This window comes from Rhizobium sp. 2MFCol3.1 (assembly GCF_000377565.1).
Classification (GTDB): Bacteria; Pseudomonadota; Alphaproteobacteria; order Rhizobiales; family Rhizobiaceae; genus Rhizobium.
Genome location: NZ_KB898353.1, coordinates 26,502 through 48,291, shown reverse-complemented (window position 1 = coordinate 48,291; position 21,790 = coordinate 26,502). Strand labels below are relative to the sequence as shown.

Annotated in this window: 16 protein-coding genes; 9 read left to right on the top strand and 7 right to left on the bottom strand. The window is 55.1% G+C overall.

Annotated elements, in window-relative coordinates:
* Positions 1 to 62: 62 nt before the first annotated feature.
* The 3 genes from D460_RS0100240 to D460_RS0100220 all read right to left on the bottom strand — a co-directional run bounded on the left by D460_RS0100240 (position 63) and on the right by D460_RS0100220 (position 4,132).
* On the bottom strand, positions 63 to 554 hold the full coding sequence (locus D460_RS0100240) for a hypothetical protein (protein WP_037110654.1): 492 nt from the start codon (positions 552 to 554) through the stop codon (positions 63 to 65).
* 2 nt (positions 555 to 556) lie between these two features.
* Positions 557 to 862 carry a hypothetical protein gene (locus D460_RS0100235; RefSeq protein WP_018896467.1) on the bottom strand — a complete coding sequence of 102 codons (306 nt, stop codon included), beginning with the start codon at positions 860 to 862 and terminating at the stop codon, positions 557 to 559.
* A 1,422-nt stretch (positions 863 to 2,284) separates the two neighbouring features.
* Entirely contained in the window at positions 2,285 to 4,132 is a 1,848-nt protein-coding gene (locus tag D460_RS0100220) for a TniQ family protein (protein WP_018896464.1), read from the bottom strand.
* 209 nt (positions 4,133 to 4,341) lie between these two features.
* Here D460_RS0100220 and D460_RS0100215 point away from each other — a divergent pair, with 209 nt between their 5' ends.
* Positions 4,342 to 4,779 carry a hypothetical protein gene (locus tag D460_RS0100215; protein WP_018896463.1) on the top strand — a complete coding sequence of 146 codons (438 nt, stop codon included), beginning with the start codon at positions 4,342 to 4,344 and terminating at the stop codon, positions 4,777 to 4,779.
* On the top strand, positions 4,780 to 5,613 hold the full coding sequence (locus D460_RS34385; RefSeq protein ID WP_018896462.1) for a hypothetical protein: 834 nt from the start codon (positions 4,780 to 4,782) through the stop codon (positions 5,611 to 5,613).
* Positions 5,614 to 6,216: 603 nt separating this feature from the next.
* On the opposite strand, the gene D460_RS32340 is transcribed toward D460_RS34385, so the two are convergent.
* Both D460_RS32340 and D460_RS0100195 read right to left on the bottom strand, forming a co-directional pair.
* Positions 6,217 to 7,326, bottom strand: coding sequence for a hypothetical protein (locus tag D460_RS32340; protein ID WP_018896461.1), 1,110 nt, complete (start codon positions 7,324 to 7,326; stop codon positions 6,217 to 6,219).
* 577 nt (positions 7,327 to 7,903) lie between these two features.
* Entirely contained in the window at positions 7,904 to 9,040 is a 1,137-nt protein-coding gene (locus D460_RS0100195) for an endonuclease/exonuclease/phosphatase family protein (protein WP_018896460.1), read from the bottom strand.
* A gap of 269 nt (positions 9,041 to 9,309) precedes the next feature.
* On the opposite strand from D460_RS0100195, the gene D460_RS0100190 reads away from it, so the two are divergent.
* The 4 genes from D460_RS0100190 to D460_RS0100175 all read left to right on the top strand — a co-directional run bounded on the left by D460_RS0100190 (position 9,310) and on the right by D460_RS0100175 (position 13,930).
* The gene (locus tag D460_RS0100190) at positions 9,310 to 10,473 is read left to right on the top strand and encodes an acyl-CoA dehydrogenase family protein (protein ID WP_018896459.1); all 1,164 of its coding nucleotides are present in this window, start codon (positions 9,310 to 9,312) and stop codon (positions 10,471 to 10,473) included.
* A gap of 162 nt (positions 10,474 to 10,635) precedes the next feature.
* On the top strand, positions 10,636 to 11,505 hold the full coding sequence (locus D460_RS32335; RefSeq protein WP_081619827.1) for an alpha/beta hydrolase: 870 nt from the start codon (positions 10,636 to 10,638) through the stop codon (positions 11,503 to 11,505).
* 71 nt (positions 11,506 to 11,576) lie between these two features.
* Complete coding sequence (trpC, locus tag D460_RS0100180; RefSeq protein WP_018896457.1) at positions 11,577 to 12,371, top strand: indole-3-glycerol phosphate synthase TrpC; 795 nt, start codon at positions 11,577 to 11,579, stop codon at positions 12,369 to 12,371.
* Positions 12,372 to 12,508: 137 nt separating this feature from the next.
* Positions 12,509 to 13,930, top strand: coding sequence for a pyridoxal-dependent decarboxylase (locus tag D460_RS0100175; RefSeq protein WP_018896456.1), 1,422 nt, complete (start codon positions 12,509 to 12,511; stop codon positions 13,928 to 13,930).
* A 102-nt stretch (positions 13,931 to 14,032) separates the two neighbouring features.
* On the opposite strand, the gene D460_RS0100170 is transcribed toward D460_RS0100175, so the two are convergent.
* Positions 14,033 to 15,499 carry an MDR family MFS transporter gene (locus tag D460_RS0100170; RefSeq protein ID WP_018896455.1) on the bottom strand — a complete coding sequence of 489 codons (1,467 nt, stop codon included), beginning with the start codon at positions 15,497 to 15,499 and terminating at the stop codon, positions 14,033 to 14,035.
* Between the two features lie 154 nt (positions 15,500 to 15,653).
* A complete protein-coding gene (locus tag D460_RS0100165) occupies positions 15,654 to 16,547 on the bottom strand; it encodes an alpha/beta hydrolase (RefSeq protein WP_081619826.1) in 894 nt (297 codons plus the stop codon).
* Positions 16,548 to 17,440: 893 nt separating this feature from the next.
* Between D460_RS0100165 and D460_RS0100155 the strand changes: the two genes are divergently transcribed.
* The 3 genes from D460_RS0100155 to D460_RS0100145 all read left to right on the top strand — a co-directional run bounded on the left by D460_RS0100155 (position 17,441) and on the right by D460_RS0100145 (position 21,787).
* Positions 17,441 to 18,316, top strand: coding sequence for a MurR/RpiR family transcriptional regulator (locus D460_RS0100155; RefSeq protein ID WP_018896453.1), 876 nt, complete (start codon positions 17,441 to 17,443; stop codon positions 18,314 to 18,316).
* A 313-nt stretch (positions 18,317 to 18,629) separates the two neighbouring features.
* Positions 18,630 to 20,789, top strand: a complete 2,160-nt coding sequence (locus D460_RS0100150) for a TonB-dependent siderophore receptor (protein WP_018896452.1) — start codon at positions 18,630 to 18,632, stop codon at positions 20,787 to 20,789.
* 62 nt (positions 20,790 to 20,851) lie between these two features.
* Entirely contained in the window at positions 20,852 to 21,787 is a 936-nt protein-coding gene (locus D460_RS0100145) for an ABC transporter substrate-binding protein (RefSeq protein ID WP_026282619.1), read from the top strand.
* The last annotated feature ends 3 nt before the right edge of the window (positions 21,788 to 21,790 follow it).

Below are 21,790 nucleotides of genomic sequence, written 5' to 3'. Positions count from 1 at the left end.
ACCCTGCGCACGCTCGTCTCCGAGGTACGTCTGCTTGTCGGCATTAGGCTGCTTTGCTCGGCTTAGTCGGATTGCGCCTCTTCCATCGGCGCGTACCTCGCCATTGCACGCTCTGTTTCAGCTGCACTCCTACGCATCTCGTCAACGAGGCGTTGAAAGGTTCGTTCGGAGCAGAGCTCGAAGGTCTGGCGACCAAGCTCCGTGCTCCAATAGTGGTCTGCCTTCATAGCCAAGTAGACCTGGCGCACAGTTGGCCTCATGACGCTGAAAACAGAACAGGCATGGCGTCGAAAGTACGCCACCTGATCATTCGAGAAAGTCGAAAGCACGCCACTCTTGACCAGTTTGTAATAGTCCTTTTGGACCGCCAAGCGGAAACTGCGGAGGTGGTCGCCCACATCCTTCCAGGTCAGCCCAAGAACCTCACGCGGACCGGCACCGTCAGACTGCAACAGGACGCCATCTTTCGAGGTGCTGTGATAACGGAACTCGCGCCCATCCACGATAAGGCGATCAACCACGTTGAAGCGGTACTTCGTTGAGCTCTTCAACATCATCATGCTCCTTTGCGATCGATTTTCTTAACGATGGAGAGCGGTTCAAACGTTCGACGGTTGAAGCAAGTGTCGATTTCGCGAAGGACGCGGATGAAATTCAAAACGTACTCGTCCATCTCATGAACTTGCTTGACACACCGATCGCCCGCGTCAGCTTGGGTCGATCCGACACCCAACTGGACATCGGACACGAATCCGGCCCCAACGCTCTGGAAAAAGCTTTCAATCTCGCCTCGCGAGACAGGCTGGAGGACCGGCGCCGCCAACGCCTTCATCGGACCTTCACATTTGCTGCCGTTCGTCATCTCATGCTCCTTTCGAATGGCCGCAGACGTCCCCCGCACGCCCGTGTCCGAGGTACGTCTGCATTTGCTAGACGGGCGCTGACACCCTATGATTTCTGTTGGTTAGAGGTCGTTCTCGAGGCCGATTGACTTCACGGCCTTTCGATAATCGTCGCCTTCAAACGAGTCTCCGCTATCCGTGAAAGCCGGATCCAGGAAAACCCAGCTCTCCCAACGGGCGGTAATAGATCCACCCTTCGCACACTGCGCAGAGACACGGCCGCGATTGCGCGGTTTTTTGGCACGGTTCGACATTCGGATTCCTTCCGTCAAGACGCAGGCGTCCTCCCGCAAACTCGTGACCGAGGCGCGCCCGCAGATTACAGAATGGGCTTTCGCCCTGAGAGTTGGAGGTTGTTAGGAATCCTCACCCGTGCGCTTTTTGACAACGCGGCGCGACTTCATGGCGTCCGGTTGCGCGAAACGGGTTTTGCGCTCGAAGGGTAGCGCAAGGATATCATGTCCCTTGCGACGCTCGTGCAGGATTTGGATGACATACGAGATGTCCATACGTGTGCCTTTCCCGTCCAGTTGGACGAAATCAGCCCGTAGCCAAGGGCAGGGTTGTTTGCAGCCGCCGACCCGAAGGGCAGCGACTCTACAGCCGAATGGTCCTTGTGACCAAGCGACTAGCTGGCTAGGCGTATGAGCCCTGCAGCGCGAAGCGACTTGGAAACGTATTGCAATACCGCCGAGCCGCGAGCAAACGCGGGTTCCCGGGATGTCGGGGCGACAGCAAGTGCCCGACGGATTGCGACCGTAGTATGGTTTTGTGGGAAATCGATTGAAGTATTACGCATTTCATGGCCTCCGTAGTGTGTGCATTAAAAAAAAGCGTTGGGGGCCGACCGTGACCTCAGGTCACGGCGAACATACCGGACTAGAGATTATGCGGCGGGCCGCGTTTCTACTTGTATGTTCGCGTTCATTGCGAGTTCCTGTTTCAATCTTCATTCAACATATAGTTTTGGCCGCACCCGTCAACGGAAAAAATGCTGTGGAATCAATGGCGCAGCGATGTGAGCGTGTGCTTAACTGAAGCCTAACTCGCGTTTCCTAAAATTAAGTTAACGCTAAAATACGTGATTTTATTCCGGGTTACTTGGCCGGTGTCGACTGCCGTTCCCAATTTGATACAGGTGACTCTCGCCCGACTTGCGGGACTTCGTCGAAATTGCCTCTGAAGCGCCCTCGAAAAAAAATTGGACCCAATAGCGCTTTTTCTAGCGCCTTGACTCACCTGCTACCACGCATTAAATCGCCGCCCCCTGACGTATGATCGCCGAGTGCTCAGCAAGCCTGAAATCGGGTCGAACGTGCTGTCCGGCCTTGTGTGATAGCTCTCCTTTCCAAGTCTTGGCAACGCTGCCAATGTTGCTGCAATCAACGCGAGCCTGCTAGAATCGTGCCTAAGTTTGTTCGAAGGAATATTTGCTGACCAACGACATCTGCCGGGTAAGCCGGGGGAACGCCGGCTCGCCTTGCAATGCTGGCCATAGCGTTCTTGCTCACCTTGAGTTTCTCCGCGCATTCCTGCATCGAGATAAAGGTCGCCCGGAAGCGATCTACCTCCGCTAAGGGGACAGCATGCCAATCAGCTCTCGGATGTTCGAGAGAAGTTGTCTCGATGAGACCATTCGCCAGAAGGTCGGCGAACCCGGTGGTGTTCAGCCTCAGTAGCTCCCTGGCAGCCTCGGCCGTGACATGACCATCAGGGAGGTGGGCTTGTCGAACTTCTTCGATGCTCACCCTAAGCGCCGCGAGGATCGGCCTATTCCCTTCGATGGCCACGGAAGAAAGCCTGCCATTGAGAACGTACCGGACTATCTCGGCGATAGATGACTTCGCCCCGGCCCTGGCGACAGAAATGTCTACCAAATGCGAACCGACATCAACCGTTCGGCTCTCAGCCAGCCGTATTGCGAGAGACATGGCTGCCTGTCGAGACACGAACCCTTGTGGAAAGGATGTCGGCGGGCGAGGGATTATTCCCGCTTCCAGTAAGCTGCTGAAAGTCCGTAAGTTACAGCCGAGAAACTCACGTGCATCTTTGAATGACCAGACGTCCGCAAAATGCTCTTTCGCAGCGGCGGCCACGGTTGGATCCAGCAGTCCGGCCGCGCCGGCCGGCGCCGTCAGGCCCTTGGCTTTGAGAACACGTTTTACGCGGTCGATCGCAACGCCTGCCTCATTGGCGACTGACCGCACTCTTGAAGCAGCCGTAGTTGAGCGTGCTCCAAACAGTGACGTACCCGGAGCGATGCGGCCCGACATTGCGGCATGCTCAACTAAGGCGGAGCGAAAGACGTCATACGAGCCTTGCGACCGGGTACGGTCGAGAGCGGTGTAGAGAGCTCCGTAGAGACCGTGAGGTGAGCAGCTCCCCGCAGGCGCGAGCGCTGTCACTCTGTCCAGGCTTTCCTGAAAGCCCCGACGGCCTTTCTCGATAGCAGCAAAACCTACTTCCCGGACCTCCACCATCTGTTCGGACGATAGATTGCGTTTTGAGGCACCAAGATGAGCAACCGCCACTCCAACAACCTCGCTCATCACGATGATCGTCTCCAAAGGCAGCCCGTCTAAGTTGGGTTTCTCAGACATCTCTCCGCACAATCGCTTGGTCGCATAGACCTCGAAATGTGTCGGGTCACGATTGGCGGCTGGATATAGCAGGGCCGGCGCCTGCTTCCGTAGCTGATCGATAATCGCGCAGAAGTCCTGGCTGTTCGTTTCCAGGCGCTGAGGCTGTTCCGCCTCCACAATGTGCTTCCGATGTTTCGCGCATGTCACGATCTGGGGAAGTAGCCAGTAGGTTCGGTAATACGGGCCACTAAACGAATCCCTGACGAGGTCGGTGGCAACGCATTCAGGGCAAAAGCGAAGGTGCATGCGACTCAGGCGACTGTTGTCGAACCACTCATGGCCAACACGGATGCGCGTCCGATTATCTCGCTCAACGGCGGCATGCAGCATCTGATCTCGCGACGCCCCGACCAAGTCTGCGAACTTGAGGACCTCTGCTCGGTCGCCCAACTTCAGCTTTGGCAGACTTACTCCAAGGTCAATGCAGAAGGACCGCATCCGCTCGATGCCGTTTGCCCGGGCAGACCTCGATACGAAACTTGTGAGGATTTCATTCGCGTGGATTTGAACTTTGAGCATAGTTGGTGCCGCCGCTGACCAGTCCACACCTGATTTCGAGCGGAGAGTCCGCGCATCGTGATTCTTCATGCCATTATCCTGATGCCGGCTTAATAGATCGTTCATCGGAAGGGTTTGACCAACACGTAAGGTCAAGCGCGGTCTAGGCACTCGGTGGGCGTGGGCAAGGAGCATCTTTGGCCCACGTTGAGGTTAGATACTCCGGTGTCCGTCCGGGTTGACTAAGAGCGCAAATTGCATAGTGATGGCTGCCTCAATCCTGCTTGAAGGCCGTTGACATGGATCAAACGAAAGAAACGCTTGCGCAAATTATTGTTGCGGAGACAAAGAGATATTGGGACGACGAGCATAAGCCGCTTCTTCTCTCTGACCTTGTCCCGATCCTCATAAATGAAAAATACCAGTATAAGGACCTAATCGCGCCGCTGACTCTAAAGCAGTTCGTTTCGAGCATGAGTGGGAAGGTGAAAGTGGTTCAGCATTCCCAGCAGAAAGCCAAAGTTGGCGTTATTCCGCCCGATGAAACCTACTCGTTCGAAATTCATGCCGTGGCTGATGAAAGAGAGCCGGTGAAAGATTCGCTCGTAAGAAAGTCGCATGCGCGCTCAAACAAATATGTCGTTCTGAATTTCCTGGAAGCGCTGTCTACGCTCGACAAGGAGGATTTGGACCAAATAGTCATTCCTGCTGGCATTCTGGCAAAACTAGTTAGATAAATGACCGTCAACATATTGGTTGTCACGAGCTCTGATGAGCTGCATCGGCACGTCGGTATTAAGAAACTGACTGTGTTCGCTAAAGATGTTCGAGAGAAATTCTCTGATATTTTCCGCAGTTGTAACATTTCCTCTGTAAAAGTTAGGAATGATCAGGTCACTGCGGATGTGCTAAATCAGTATTTCATTAAGTATCTCGATGAGCTGGAGGATGTCATTCTTATTGTCGAAGACCGTATAGCCCATAACCTGGGTGATTTGGGGACGAGTTGTTTCTTATACATTTACGACAGTGAGTTAGGCGGCGGAAATATCCACAATTACTTAGGAAGGGTCCTGCCGCGATTGATAAAGGCATATTCGTATTTTTCGAAATTGTTCGATGCCGAGGCCACCCGAAAGATGTTTTTACTTCCGTTTCGAAACTTCGAGGCTGAAGACCTTCGAAAACTGCGGCGTTTTTTTGCCGGAGGTGTTGTTCTGCCGGGTTTCGAGGACAACATCGACCTGTTTGCGAAAAACATGAGGCAGCGTCAACAACCTAAGACGACAAGCAAATCTAGCAAACAGTATTACATCGACGATAAGGATCGTTTTTTTTCGTACGGTCTTGAAAGGCATGCGGTACCGGAAACTAGTATCCCGCCACACAATCACCATTGCATATTGAACTCATACACCCGGTTCGGCAAAGCGTTCGACAGGCGAAGACATTTCAATATGTCCCTAGCTACAGGCCTTATTACAGGGAGTTTTCCTGACTGCCATGGTGACAAAGTGCCACGGAAGAATGTCGAACACGTCAATATCTTCCCAAGTGACCACATCGCATGAACGCAAACGGGGGCACACCATGTGCGCCCCCGAAAATGTTGCCTAAGCGTTAGATCGCTTCACCGCTGCGGTAAGATCGAGTCACGACCAAGGCCGCTGTCCCAATCAACCGACACAGACGCTTCTGGCAAGAGGATACCTACTATTTAGGTTGAATCCGCTCGCATGAAACGACGCTAGGCGAGACTAGATATGGCGCACCGTTGACATAATGTCAATGCAAACCTGCAACCCGTTATGACGGTGACAACCGTCGCCCCATCCAGTGCCTATATACTGCAATTCAAGCGCGACTCGAGCCCCGCTCGCCGTGCAGTCAGCAGCGCTGGACACTTAGCCTACAAACTACGGCTACGTCCTTAAACATGCAAGCGAAGCCAATATACGATGTCGGCTGAAAGTCCTCTAGAATGCGCTCCGTACGCATGATGTCAACCTATCCCGAGGAAAACATCTTTGGACGCCGGCTGAACCAAGCCGACTTCCGCCCTATTAGACGAGAGCACGCCCTTGACGCGAAAGTGACAGCCACGCCGTGATTCCGATGGATGGTTGAAAAGTGACAGACCGTAAACATGATGACTGCAGCGTTCAGCCTATTGGTTATAGTGGAAAACGAAGGCCACGTGAGTGGCAGACCATGATCTCCATGCGCAACAACGCAACGCACTGCAAGAACAAAGCGTCGCATCGCGCTAGATACTGCCCATACGCGAGCTTCTGTTCGTCGCCTAATCCACCTTTTCCTGCACGATATACGATCGTCTGGGTCTCGGTGTCGAGTTTCGTTCCGAGGTGGTGCGAAGCATTCCGGAGTTGGTTGTCGCGCTCTGTGCACAATGCCGCGAATTCTGGCGTGTCTTCGAATGCACGAAAGCGCCCCGCCTTGTCGAGCTTCAGGTACTCCTTGAGCGGAATTGTCTGCAATGCATCGAATGATCGCCCCGCGATCATGTTGTTGAAGCAGACAAGCACATCGACTGAAGATGAGAACGCCTCGAAGAGATTGCCATACAGCATCCGGGTCTCTTTGAAGTCAACGTGAGATATAACGTCTCCGGGCGGAATTGGAATGCCACGAACAACGTAGAAGTGAACCTGCGCAAGATCATCGTATGCCTCGAAAAAATTCTCGAAAAGTTCGAAATAGCGATCACCGCGTTTCGCGGCTATCGATTTGTAGTAAGTCTCGAAAGCGTCGAAGGCTGGTGTGCCGATGAGCGGGCCAACACGCTTCATCGCGCTTTGAAACGTTAGCTCAAAGTGAGGCTGGCTAAAGAATAGAAGAAACCGCCAAAGCCAATCAGGCAGGCTCTTCAATGGGTCTGATGCATAGAACTCCTCGGATGCCGCGGCGATTTTGTCTTTGACAAGATGTTCTCGCCCACGTCGATGGAGTGACCACGCTTTTCGCAGTAGCTTCCATTCAGTCTGGAAATCGGGTTGTCGATTGGGTCGCGATCGTAGCTGAATATCAGTTAAGTGGCCGATCGGACGGAGGGAGCCATTTCGTTCAGCGACATCCATCATTTTCCGGAATTCGTCCATGCGTGGGAAAACATTGTCGACGTTTCGCTGGTCTTTCGGGATGATAAAATTTGCTTCGACATTGACGACAGGCGCATCATCGACGGCCTTGACGAGCTCAGCGTTTTCTACTGCTTCCACATCGTAGGAGATGTTGACGAAGTCGACATTGAGCGCGACGACCATGTCTTCTCCGCACTCGACGCACGGAAACCGATGATTTTGTCGAGGCTCCTGGCCCATTCCGATCCTGACTAGATGGGGCTGCGAGCAGGTTTCGCATCGAATATATGTTCTTACAATCATCGTAGTGGTCCGGGTAATTTCGCGTTCTGGTAGTTACTATCGCAGGACCGTCGAATTTTGAAGACACTCTGTCGGGGGCCGCTCCGACCGCCAATCGATGCGACGCGACGCTCGTTTTTATGCCCGGCACTTATGAAATCGTTTCGATCAGGTGGGTTATGTGCATGGGCCAAACCCCGCTTTCAGTGAACCAGCTCGAGCTTTGTAAGCCATTGAAGCCTCGACCGACGGGAAAGGAGCCAGACCGTACGCGAAGCATTGGCTTGGTACAGCCCGCAGGCGACGACATTGGCTGCCTCAGTCGGATGTCAGCATGACATGCCGATCACGACACAGCGGGACTGCGCAATGTCAGTCGTGGATTGTCGGCTCTGTCACCCGCCGGCGGCGCATTTTAGAGCGCTTGCGCGACTGGACATGCGCTACTCAGCCGGACAAACCCATCTAGCACATCGACCTAACTATCTGACACCACCTCACGGAGGTAATCGTCGGAGAAGTCTGTCTCGATCTGAATCCAAAGGGGAACATGGTCCGACATCTGCCAAGTTCTCCACTTTTTGTATCGGGCCTCCAGCGTGGTGGCTTTGAACTTTTTGTCTGTCTCTGGGTCTTCAGCGGGTATCGAACCCTTGTAGATATCGATGTCGCTGTCCCGGAAAACATGGTCGAAAACAGATACCATGCCGCCCCCAACGACCTTGAACCTGGAGTCTTTCACTCGAACGGCAATTTGGTCGTAGAAATGCTGGCCTTTCGCGCGCACTTTGTCACCATCGATAGCGTCCGGGACCTTGAAGCCCTTCGACTTTAGGGCCTTCATCGTTTCATGCTCCGGGCTTACAACGTTGAAATCGCCTAGCAGAATGAAATTCTCGGGCGATCCAAGGTGGTCAACGTCAGGCGTTGCGTTGTCCTGGCGTTTGGCGAAGAACGCCACCAGTCGTTTGATTTCCTCGATGCGGCGCTGGAGTTCGGGTCCACTGTCTTTACCATAGTAGATATGTACCGTGCACAGACTGAAGCGGAACCAGCCCGACTGGAACGCTACGAGGAAGGGACTGCGGGCAAACTGCTGCTTGGCCTCGATCGTCGTAGGCGGAACATCTTTTTGTCCCTTAACAGTAACGCGCTTGTTAGCAACGACCATCTGGCCGTCGGGTAAGACAATCTCGCCGGCGATTTTTCGAAACCAAACTTTCTCCGTGTTGTAGACAAACGCCATGCGCTCGCCGTTGCCGCTAGGACCTTCGGTGACATCCGTTACGATGTAGTCCCATTCCCGACCAAGTATCTTCATAACGCGTTCGAGCGGCTTCAGGTTCTCGTTTACTTCCTGAATGGCAACCAGGTCGAAGCACGAGATCATTTCGGCTAGATAATAGAAGCTCTCTGGAAGGCGCGGCCCCCAACCGAATTTGTTTCCATCAAAGTCGCGAATGTTCCAAGTCGCGAGCAGTACAGAGCGATCGTTTTTCCGACTCCGTAGCTCTTCCAGCTGCTCGCGTATCGAAAGCAGGCGCTCCGCGCACCGCCTTCCTGCAGCGGGGTCATCGTTGAACGTGGACCTAAGGCCTGCGTAGTTATTCGCCATGTCAAATCCCCTTTACCTGACGTCCAAGATTATCGCCCTGATCCGGCGGCGGTTGAGTATTCATCAAATGCAACGATAAGGCGATTACCCTCTTGGGATAGGGTGCCAAGAACCAGACGGGGAAACGGAGTTCGACGGCGACTGTTACCTGTTGCAAATGTAGTCAGTTTCCATGCCTCGCAAATCAACCACGCAGTTTGCCTGGCTACTCTCGCTTCTCGCTCATCACTTCGTCGCCCCATGATGACCAGCTGGAGATAAATTTCCCAATGGACCAACGTGTTGAAAATGGAACCGCCCGGTCGCCTGACGTCGACGCCTTGCGGACAATTCTTGAACCGCACATCGTGGCGATGGAGGATTTGGGACATCTTCCTGGTCCAGCTGTCGAAGGACTAAGACAGCTTGGTATCTTCCGAATGTTTGCCCCCAAGCAATTGGGAGGAGAGGAGTGGCCGCTCCCGGAAGCGCTCGACCTGATCCAGAAGATTTCGAGAGTGGACGCCTCGATGGGCTGGGTCGCTTCCATCACAGGCGGTGGCTGCCTTATCCTCCCGAAACTACCAATGGCTTCGCTTGAACACATTTACCGGAGCGGTCCCGACCAAATCGTGGCGGGCTCTGCGCTGGCATCGGGATCAGGACGGCGGGTGCCCGATGGCTGGCGGATTAGCGGACGCTGGCCACTAGCAAGCGGCTGCATGGCAGCCGACTGGATACTGACATGCTTCAAAGAAGAGGGGTCGGGTGAGCCGATGGTCAAGGCGGCTCTGCTTCCTGCGGAGAAAGTACGCATCGATCAGACGTGGCGCGCCATGGGCCTGCGAGGCACAGGAAGCCATCACTTGGCGGTTGACAATGCCTTCGTCCCAGACGATTTCGTCTTTTCGATTGCAGAAGGACCACTGACGATCGATAGCGCGCTGTATCGGCGGCCGCCCCATGTTTTCGCCCTCATGCACGGTGCTGTCCATCTTGGGGTGGCCCAGGCAGCGATGGATGACGCAATCGAGATCACAAAACACGGTGAGAACGGCCCAGCGCTTTTGCGTCGTCAAAGTGCGTACTTCGACCTTGGATGGTGCGAAGCGAAGCTCAAGGCGACACAGGCAGCCTTAAACCGACAGGTGGAGTTGGTTTGGAAGGATGCTGTCGAAAACACACAGACAGACGCCGCCTCCCTGCCAATCACCATCCAGCTCGGGGTCTACATCGCAGGTGTCGCATTGGAGATTGTTAGAAAATGCTTTGAGCTTGGTGGAAGCGCGGCGGTTTATGATGACTGCCCGCTCCAACGGCGACTTCGGGACATTCAAGTGGCGACCCAGCACGGTCTAATCCAGCGCGCGAACTTCATCAGCGGTGGGATGGCTCTGCTCGATGCGCCTTTGCACAACGACGGTAGCAACGCCCTCTTCGCAGGAAAGAAGTAACTCTTCGGGCGGCCCAGCCCCGATGACAGCCGTAACTCAAACCGCGGGCTTGGTAATTTTGATGAATGACGGATCGATGAAAATCGCTGGACATCATTAACGTATGCGCTGGCCGTATCGGCAGCGCGTACGATTCTGATCAGTCGATTACCACGGTGCACAATGACCCAGCGAATTCAATATCGAATCGAGACGCCTCGAGCCAGCATTGCCGTTGAAGAAGTCGGGCGCGGAAGCCCGGTCCTTTTCATTCATAGCGGCTCCACATCGCGTGCTGTCTTTACAAAACAGTTCGAAAGCCGATTGGCCGAAGAGCATCGCCTTATAGCATTCGATTTGCCCGGACATGGTGCGTCGTCAGACGCGTATGATCCCGCCAGAACCTACGTGATACCGGGGCTCGCGAACACCGTTTTGGATCTGATCGCCTATCTCGGTCTTTCCGACATTATATTGGTCGGGTGGTCGCTTGGCGGGGAAATTGCGATCGAGGTCGCTTCTAGGTTCGATGATGTTCGGGCGTTGGTACTTTCCGGCACAGCTCCCGCCGCAGAGTATTACACTCAAGGGTTAAAGCCGCCGCCGCGAGTAGCCCTGTCAAGCAAAACAATCTGGTCCGCAGACGACGCATCAGGGTACATCTCGACGGCGATCGATCCCTTGGCGGTCCCGCTAATGCTGCAATCCGCGGCCCGCACGGACGCGCGGTTCCGCGAAATACTCGTTACTGGCATGCGTGACGGATTGAGCTGCAACCAACGCGAAGTCGTTCAGAACAGCCAGTTTCCAATCGCGATCATCAACGGAGCAGAGGATCCCATAATCGACCTCGACTATGTTGATACTCTTGCGATCCCGAACTTATGGGCCCGCCAGTGTCTGCGAATACGCCATGTCGGTCACGCCCCACATTGGTCTGCACCAGACGTATTCAACCAGCTGCTCAGAGGCTTCGCTCATGACTTGAACGAGGGCTACTCGGGATACCCCAAGTATGGCCACATGGCCAACCTTTGGCACAGGTCCGGATGACGGCCCAGTCCGGCGTCCGTTTTGTCGTCGGAATGCATGGAACCCAACTCCATGATAGAAAGGGAAAGCAAATGACTGACATTCTCAAGAAGATCGAAGCGTACAAGCTCGAGGAGATCGCCGCCGCGAAACAGTCCGTCCCAATGGCGGATCTCAAGGCAAGACACGCCGATCAGGAAGCGCCCCGTGGGTTCGCGCGAGCCCTCGCCAGCAAGAAGGAGGCCGGAGAATTTGGCCTTATAGCGGAGATCAAGAAGGCAAGCCCGTCGAAAGGGCTGATACGACCTGATTTTGATCCACCCTCGCTCGCGTCGTCTTACGAACGTGGGGGCGCAGCGTGTCTATCGGTGCTCACGGACAAGCCAAGTTTCCAAGGTGCGCCGGAGTTTCTTACCGCGGCTAGACAAGCCTGCTCGCTGCCTGCACTTCGAAAAGACTTCATGTTCGACGTCTACCAAGTGAACGAGGCCCGAGCTTGGGGAGCGGATTGCATTTTGCTCATCATTGCGTGTCTCTCGGATGACGGCGCAAGACGTCTCGAGGACGAAGCATTCAGCCTCGGCATGGATGTCCTGTTGGAAGTACATGACGAATGGGAGATGGAGAGAGCGTTGAAATGCACTTCGATGCTTCTCGGAATCAATAACCGCGATCTGCGCACCTTCAACGTCGACCTTGCCACGAGCGAGCGTCTCTCAACACTCGTCCCAGACGAACGAATTGTTGTGGCGGAAAGCGGGATTCTGGATCACACTGATTGCGTCAGGCTGAAATCATCGTCAGACATCACGACCTTTCTCATAGGCGAGAGCTTGATGCGCAAGAGCGATGTGGCCGCTGCTACGAGGGAACTACTCGGCGGATGATGCTTCCCGACCAATGATGCGGTCGCCTGTTACATACGAAATGACCCAAGGCGGTTTTGAAATCGCCTGCGAATGGCGCTGATGGATTTTTGGCTTCATGGGCTCTGCCCTTTTGAAGAAGTTACCTGAGGTCCACAATGTACGAAAATGGCATCGCTTCCCTCTTCGCCGCTGCCGCCGATCGGGCGGCGCGGTTCCGGGAGAAAATTCGTGACCGGCCGCAGCGGCCATCCCAAGATTACGCCTCTTCGCTGGAAGCGTTCGATGAGCCGTTGCCCGAGCACAGCAGCTCAATGCAAGATGCCCTGGAAGAGCTTTGGGAAAAGGCAGAGCCTGGTCTGCACATGCCGACCGGGCCGCGATTCTTCGGTTGGGTGATGGGTGGATCACATCCCGTCGGAGTAGCTGCAGATTTTATGGCTTCGGCGTGGGGGCAGAACGCAGGCAATCATATGGCTGCCCCTTCTGCCGCCGCCGCGGAGACAGTTGCTGCCCGCTGGCTGCTTGAGCTTCTTGATTTGCCTCGTGAAAGCTCCGTAGGTTTCGTGACTGGTGCGACTGCTGCGAACTTCACCTGCTTGGCCGCGGCGCGCAGTTCGCTTTTGCGAGGAGTCGGATGGGATGCCGACGCCAGAGGTCTATTTGGCGCTCCTCCGATAACCGTTTTGATCGGCGACGACGCCCACACCACGATCTTCTCTGCGCTGCAATATCTAGGACTGGGACACGAGCGTGTCGAACGAATTCCGACAGATGAAGATGGGAGGATCGATGTAGGCGAGTTCACAACCCGTTTGGGTCAGTTGAAAACTCAAGGCGCCCTGATCCTCGTGATTCTTCAAGCCGGGCAAATCAACACGGGGGCCTTCGACAATTTCGACGAGTTAATCCCCTTGGCCAAGAGCGCAGGAGCTTGGGTGCATATTGATGGAGCATTTGGCCTGTGGGCTAGGGCTTCAGTCAACAAGAGGCATCTTGCTACCGGCGTAGAACGTGCGGACAGTTGGGCCACCGATGGTCATAAATGGCTTCAGGTCCCGTACGACGGTGGCTACGCGTTCGTTCGCGATGAGCTTTCGCACCGTCGTGCGATGACCATGTCGGCGAGTTATCTGCCCGTAGCTTCAGACTACGAACGCGATCCCGCACAGTACGTCCCCGAATTGTCCCGACGTGCCCGTGGCTTTGCCACATGGGCCGTTATCAAGCACCTTGGACGGGATGGAGTGAGCGCGATCGTTGAGAGGAATTGCGATGCCGCGTCTGAGATGGCTTCGATCCTGTCGGGCGAGCCCGGAATTGAAGTCTTGAACACCGTTGCATTGAACCAGATTGTCGTCAGCTTCGGCGGTGGAGTAGCGCTGGACAGAGACTCGCTTACCGCAAGGGTAATTCAACGGATACAGGAAACCGGCGAGGTTTTTGCGGGAGGTGCCCGCTGGAAGGGGAAATCTGTTATGCGGATTTCGGTCACCAACTACCTTACGGACGTCGAAGAGGGCCGCCGTGCCGCACAATCCATCATCGGCTCTTATCGGGCGGCAGTGAATGGTGGTTAGCTGGGTCGACTGATGACCGCTGTCGCGATGAAGCCATCTATCCGCTGAAGCAAAAAAGGGCCGTTGCCCCTAGAATGGAAATTGCGGGCTCGCGTAAAAAGCTCAGCTCTCACCCTGGAGGGCTGAGCACCGACCGGCGGGCATTAGGAGCGCGGCTATGAAGGCGCAGGTGGCGGCGACCACAATGCCAGCGAATGCCCAGTGCAACGACTTGTCGAAAACCAACTGTAGCTCGCGAACGGAAGCGAGCGTGCTTAGACCGTTGGTCTCGCTCAACGAAGCGTGGATCAACGCAGACAATCGCCCAGATCCATAGCGATCGATTCCGATATTTATGATCGAACCCAATACCGTGGCTCCCAAGGTATTTCCAAGGGTGCGCGCAAACATCACGGACGCCGTCGCTGTTCCTCGCAATGACCACTCAACACTGTCCTGAACTACGGCTATGCTCGTCAGACTGAGTAAGCCCATACCAAACCCCATCAGGAAAGCACCCGTCGCCGCGACCGCTGGATGAGTTGCGGGATTGAGGAAAAGTAGTATCAACGCGCCTGCCGGCAGCATCAGACTGCCTCCTTGGAGGGTATTGCGGATGCCCACCGACTTGTAGAAACGTCTCGCAAGGAATGTAGACAACGGCCACCCCACGATGAGAGCTGCGAGAGCCGTGCCAGAGACCATGGGCGATCGCCCCAATACGCCCTGAACATATAGAGGGAGTACGGTCGTGATCCCGATCAATGCAACACTCGCGAAGAAGTTCGCCGCAATGCTGGTCGCAATCGGGCGCTTCCCCCAGAGAGCGAGTGAGATGACCGGTTCGGCTGTCCTCTGTTCTGCTCTGACGAACAATGCGCCACTCACGACGCACGTTAACGCCAAGCATGCCAAGATAGGTCGTCCGGCGTCAAACTCGGTAACAATGACGAGCAAAGTCACCATTGCTACTATAAACAGCAGCATGCCGGTGTAATCGATGTGAGAGTAGCGTCGCGGTGGGTTCTCGCGCAGAAAAATGCCAAAGCCGGCAAGCGCTAAAATACCGATTGGTATGTTGATCCAGAAAATCCAAGCCCAGTTTAGCGCATCGACGATCAACGCGCCGGCTAGAGGGCCGATGACAGCCGACGCCGCCCAGACACCGGCGGCTAGACCTTGAACCCGTCCACGTTCCTCCAATTTGTATAAATCGCCCACGATCGTGATCGTCAGGGGCTGAATAGCTCCGGCTCCAATGCCCTGTAGCGCGCGGAACGCAATCAGGGATAGGAGAGACGAAGCGAAACCGCAAAGAAGCGAGCCGCCGAGAAACAAGGCGATACCGATCATGAGGATGGGTCGACGGCCGTGGATATCAGCAAGTTTCCCATAAATCATCATCGTCGTGCACTGGGCAAACAGGAAGGCGGCAAAGACCCAGCTGTAACGTGAGAATCCCCCAAGCTCGCCAACTATGTTTGGCATCGCTGTGGCGACGATTGTCGCTTCGGTCGCGATCATGAACGTCGCTAGTAAAATTGAAGCGACGACGAGATTGCGATTGGTAGATGTGGTGATGCCAGGCATGGTGGGCTTTCGAGTAAACAAGCGTGACGGCTTTCGAATGGCGTGATTGTTGCCTAGAGCGCTCCGAGCTGAGCTGGGGTTTCAGCGAGACGGCAGTCGTGTCTGATGCGCCTCGTACCCGCCATAAATCGGCTGATGAGAGGTGTTCATTGACTCACGACGATGTGGGAGGCCCGCACCAGTCCACGGAGCCGAAGAAATCGGTGACGACGTTGCGAAACTCGTCGGGCTCTTCAGAAAACAGGAAATGTCCGGAATGCTTGAATTCTACGAAGATCGCCTTTTCGATCCCTTCAACCAGGCATCGGCTCGCTCGCGGCGGACACACCCAGTCATAGGAACCGACCATCACTAGCGCGGGCGCGGAGATACGGTCCAATGCGCCTCTGAGATCGTACTTGGGGGCCAGTTCGGTCATGAAATGCTTCATCATGTCGATATTAGGTAGCGTCGATCGCATGAGGCGTGCCGTGAGCCGCTCGTTAGCGGGACCCGCGTAGTAAGGTCCGACTTTCTCGAAGAACTGAAATACGGTCTCTCTTGTAATGTTGCCTCCGAAGAGCCGCGAGGCCGCCTCCAATGCCTCCGGCGAAGCACGATCGGCAAGTGAGGGGGCGCGTGTCCCAGGCACATCCTCGATCGGAAGGACCGTTGGCGATGTTCCCGCCAGCAATAGCCCCTTTGCGAAGCCCGGGTAGCGAAGCGCGATGTGCAGGGCAACGAACCCGCCTGCGGAGTGACCAAACACAAAAGGCTTCGTCACTCCCAAGTTCTGCGCCAACGCTACGACATCGTCAGCCATTTGCTCCAGCGTAGCCGTCTCGAGCGGTGATCTCTCCGATCGTCCCTGGCTACGTAGATCGACATAAATAACCTGTGCAAGGTCCGCCAACGGTCCTAGCCCATCCCGAAGATACCCATGATCGAAGCCAAGGCCACCATGAAGCGCGATGATAACCGGTTTTTCTCGGAGCACGCCGTCGATGCTCTCAAGCGCTGATCCTTGGACATCAAAGAAAAGGGCTGTCCCATTCACAGTCGAGTACACTGCTGAGTTCCTTCACATCAATTATTGTGAAGACGTTCCAGCTCCGGCGTTTTGTAGCGATGTCAAAAACGTGCGCGGCGGGTTGCAAACGTAACGGGAGAGCTACCCACGTCCTTCTGGCGGAGATAATTTCGTCGGTTTCCGAGTGCTAAGGCCCTTCGCTAGGATTGCCGAAGCCAAGCCAGAGAAACGGGCTGTCGTCTCTCAGGTGCACGTGGCTGTCTTGATGCTCGCGGGAGAAGGCCTGATGAGACATGCGCGCTGACTGAGAGGGCACGACCAAGAAGCACGCCATCACTATTCCGCATAGTGCGATTGCCACACCAGCCGTGTATGAACATGGGAAACTGATCGCTCTGCCGAAGCTGTCTGCACCTTCGATTCGCCGTACGTGATCCCGGTAGTCACTGCAGTTCATGCATCCTCCATCTCGGTTTTCGGAAAGCTGGAGCGTTTTTGCTGCCTGGCTATTTAGAAAACGGGATTTAGCGGTTACATTTGCAACACGAGAAACCTATCGGGATTGGTCCCACATCAAGGGGCATCGACCGGTTGCCGAGCACTCACGCCGGGAACATCCTGCTGACGTAGCAAACTCGCCGAAACTGTCGTCCAATCGACGATAGTGTAGTATTCTCGAGGGGACGCACAGCTAGTTCTTTTGAGCTGGTGACGCGCGGCAGCGCGAAGGTTGCGCGGTCCCCATCAGGCGATGAACGTCGACGTCGCCACACCGATTTCTGGCCGTGCCTAATGCAGCGTTGATACGCCTTTTTGTCGGTCGGTGCTTGCAGGCCGCTTTTCGCTGTCACTCGTCAATCAGGCAACTTCAGTTTTGTATTCTGAACGCTTTTCAGGTATCTGCCTTCTTAGTTCACGGGAAGGTTCATTGCATGGAAGTACACGATCGGACGTCATCGGTATTGAAGGATCACTTCGACCGAAACCGGACGAATCTAAGTCGCTCGGAGCTAGTCGTTGCCGAGCATCTCGTTTCCATGCCGATCGACGTTCTCATCTTTCGAAGTGCCGAAGAAATCGCTGCCGAAACAGGTACCAGCGATGCGACCGTCATCCGCGCGGCTCGTCGATTGGGCTTCAGCGGACTGCCGGAGCTGAAGCGTATCTGCAGCAGGGTCATGGCGCAAACTCTTCCTACGTCCGAACGACTCGAGCATCGGTTTCGCGCGACGGGGGAGAATTTGACCAACGTTGCCAAGCAGATGTTCGAAGCTGCGCGGGAAGTGGTCACCGCGACCGAAGAGCAGTTTGACGAAAACGAAGTCTCCCACGCGGTGTCAATCTTGGAGCAGGCAGACACTGTATGGTGTCTGGGTATCGGGACCTCGGAAGCAGAAGCAATCCATTGCTCTGTAGCGCTCAGCAGGGTGGGGCTTCGGACACGCTGTTCGGGTGCATCCGGCTTCACTCTTGCTAACGAGCTCCTCGACTTGCGCCGCGACGACGTCGTCGTGATGTTTCATGCCCTTCGGGACGCTGATGAACTCAAACTCGTCGTACGCCAAATCTCAGAGATCGGATGCAAAGTCATTTTGATATGCGGCGTTCAGCTGAAGGCCACTTATGAGGGCATGGTCTCGGCTTTGATCACATGCACGAGCACGCCGTCGAAGTTAGCCAGTTGGAGCCTTGGAGCGCTCGTGATGGCTGACATTCTTTCTTACGGTGTGGCGGTCCGCAATCAGAAGCAAGCGATTGACAGCAAGGCGCGTCTAGCAAAATTGCGTGCCGCGATCAGCACCAGGTGAAAGTGGATGCTGACCGTAGATTTCGTGCAAATAACATGATTATTATAGTTATGTTTATTGAAATGCATGCTGCAATAATGTAGTGCTCACGACATTGTCGCGCTGGCCTCTGGTTGTCGCGATAATGACCGAGGGATTCGAGCCGCTTGCAGCCGGCCAAATGAATTGATCGAGGGCTGGTTACATGCCGGCTCGAGTTCGGCTTGTCGTTATCGATCCGACAGGCATCCTTGTTGCCAATTTCCAATCCGGCGGGAAGTAGTCGCTTCCGCGCCCGGGATACCTGTGTTGTCTATGTCGCCGAGGGATTTCAATGATTTATAGACAGAGCCGATTGATTTTCACTTTGCTTGCGACTTCAGCCATGTTGCCGTTTGTCGCGCTCGCACAGGAAGCCAAGGACGACGAAGCGGCGACTATTCTAGATACGATCGCCATCACAGGCAATTGGCTGGACAAACCAAACGCTGAGAAAGTCCTGAAGCATGCGGGCGCACGTACGATTGTCGATCAACAGCAGATCGAAGAAAGCGGGGCTCAGAATGTCCGAGACGCGTTGAGGTTGGTTCCTGGGGTCCAGGTGCAGGACAGTAACGGGACTGGCGGCAGCGATGTGTCGCTGAATTTGGGAGTTCGCGGCCTTACATCCCGTCTTTCCCCGCGTTCGACGGTGCTGATGGATGGGATCCCGTTGTCCTACGCCCCTTATGGGCAGCCTCAGCTTTCTCTATTTCCGCTCGTCTTGGGAAACGTCGATACGATCGATGTCGTCCGTGGCGCGGGGTCCGTGCGCTATGGCCCGCAGAACGTCGGCGGGATTATCAATTTTGTCACGAACCCAATCCCAGAAAATTTCACCGCTAGGTTCTCGTCCGGCGCTGAAATCGCAGGCAACAACGGCAACGTGAAAGCAACGCCCAGCGTCCTCATCGGCGGTACGAACGCTGATGGCTTGGGTGGGGCTATTCTTTATTCCGGGATCCATGGGGAAGGATATCGCGATAGCAATGACCGATCGGATATCGATGATATCATATTGAAGGGAAGTTATGAGCTTTCCGATACTGACAAGCTGAGTGCCCAGTTTCATCATTACGAGGGCGAGGGCAAAATGCCAGGTGGCCTGACGACCGCTGAGTATGATGCTGATCCATACCAGTCTACCAGAAAGTACGACAACTTCACCGGTCGTCGGAACGACATCTCGCTGCGATATCAACATGATGACGGTGAGAACAACTTCGAGCTGCTCGGATACTACGTCAACTCCTTTCGCGGCAGCAATGTTGAACAACAGGGCACGGGCGCGAGCGCCGGCCTCTACCGCCTCACTTCCGCACCCCGCAGCTACGAGTATTATGGTATCGAGCCGCGATACTCGCGCCTATTTGAATTCGGCGGGATCTCGCAGGAAGTCACCATTGGGTACCGATATCTTTGGGAACAGAGTTCGGAAGTAGCAGCCCGGACCGGGTTCTACAATAGAGCCACGGGGATCAATCCCAACAACCTGAGTATGAACACCTATCAGACGAGTGATGGGGGGACGACCGCGCATGCCTTCTATATCGACGACAAAATTGAGATCGGCAACTGGACGATCACACCAGGCGTTCGGTATGAAATCATCAATACGCACAATGAGATAGTGAATATCGGCACGACGACCACGTCGGTCAGCCGGGAAATTGATGCGCGCGAACTTCTCCCGACCCTTTCGGCTTCCTACCAGGTCAATGATGCGTGGACCGTCTTTGCGAACGTCGGCGTTTCGTTTGGGCCGCAGCAGTACAGCCAGCTCGCATCCACCACTGACGGCCTTCATCCTGAGAAGGCGACGACCTACGAGATTGGCACCCATTATGAGGGTGACAGCTGGAGTGCCGAATTCACTTTGTTCAATATCGACTTTGACAAGGAACTCTACCTCGGGAGATCGATCGTGGGTGAGGGGATATGGACGGACCTCGGCGCGACTCAGCATCGGGGCGTGGAAGCAGCCGCGCGCTACGATCTGGGGAGTGTCACGCCTATGCTCGAGGGCTTATCGTTGAACGCAAGCTATACCTATACAGAGGCGACCTACAAGGCAGGCGCATTCAAGGACCGCGACCTCCCCTTCTACTCGCGCCAGGTGGCATCCCTTGGTGCCGGCTATCAGTACAACGACTGGGCCTTCAATGCCGATGTCACGGCACAGACCAAACAGCACTCGCCCGGAACGGCTACCGATGGCGCGACGTACGTCACCGATGAAGATCCAACAGGTCGGCTGGGCGACATCCCCGGTTACGCAACGGTTAACCTCCGCGTGGCCTACCAACCGCAAGACAAGAAGAATGCACCGAAGTTTGCATTCGGTGTAAAAAACCTTTTCGACAAGGAGTACTTCACCCGCGCCACCGACAACAACGGGGGCAAATTTGTCGGACAGCCGCGCACATTCTTCGTTAACGCATCCATCGCCTTCTGATAACGAAATAGTTCGGTGCCGCATGGTGCCGAGCTTTCGCTCTGTGTATGCAGGACATCTTCTTGACCGAATTTTCGAACTCGATCTCTCGCCGCCGGTTCTGTGCCGGCCTTCTGGCTGCCGGAGCAGGGGCCATGGTGCTCCCAGCTCCGGCAACGGCGGCTGAATCCCGGACGATATCCCATCGCGCCGGGGTAACGGAGATATCGGGACGTCCAAGTCGAGTAGTGGCGTTGGAGTTTTCATTCGTCCAGGCCCTGGACGCCCTCGACGTTGCGCCCGTGGGCATCAGTGACGACAACCAGCCTGGTCGGATCGAGCAACTGCTGGGTAAGAGGATTGCTTACGGCTCGGTTGGAACACGGCTCGAGCCAAACCTCGAACTTGTCAGCGCACTCGGCCCTGATTTGATTATAGCCGATGAAGTACGCCACTCGGCGATTTATGCGCAGTTAAGCGCCATCGCCCCGACGATCGTTTTGAACAGTTGGGAAGGCGACTACCCCACGATCCGACAGTCGGTGCTGGAAATTGCGGATGCTTTAGGAGACAGGTCAAGAGGAGAGCGTGCTCTAGCTGCACATGACGCGGTCGTTTCAGCCCTGATCTCAAAAGTGCCGAAAAACGAGAGCCGCAGATTTCTTTTGGCGGTGGCGACCACCGATTCAATGAGCCTCCATACGTCGTCGTCCTTCACAGGATCGATATTCAAAGCAATGGGCCTGACGCCAGCTCTTCAGTCGTCGAGTGCCGTTGAAAGTGGGGCCAGCCTCGAAAGGTTGATTGCAGTCAATCCCGACGTTCTTCTCGTTGCCACAGATGATGGAGGCACGGTTTTCGATCTATGGAAGACAAACACCGCATTTGCGAACATATCTGCGGTCAAGAATGCGACCGTGTTCGAAGTTAACCGCAATCAGTTTGCGCGCTTCCGAGGCCTTAAAACCGCGGAGCTAATTGTCCGCGACGTCCTTTCAAAAGTCTATCATGCTGGATGAAAC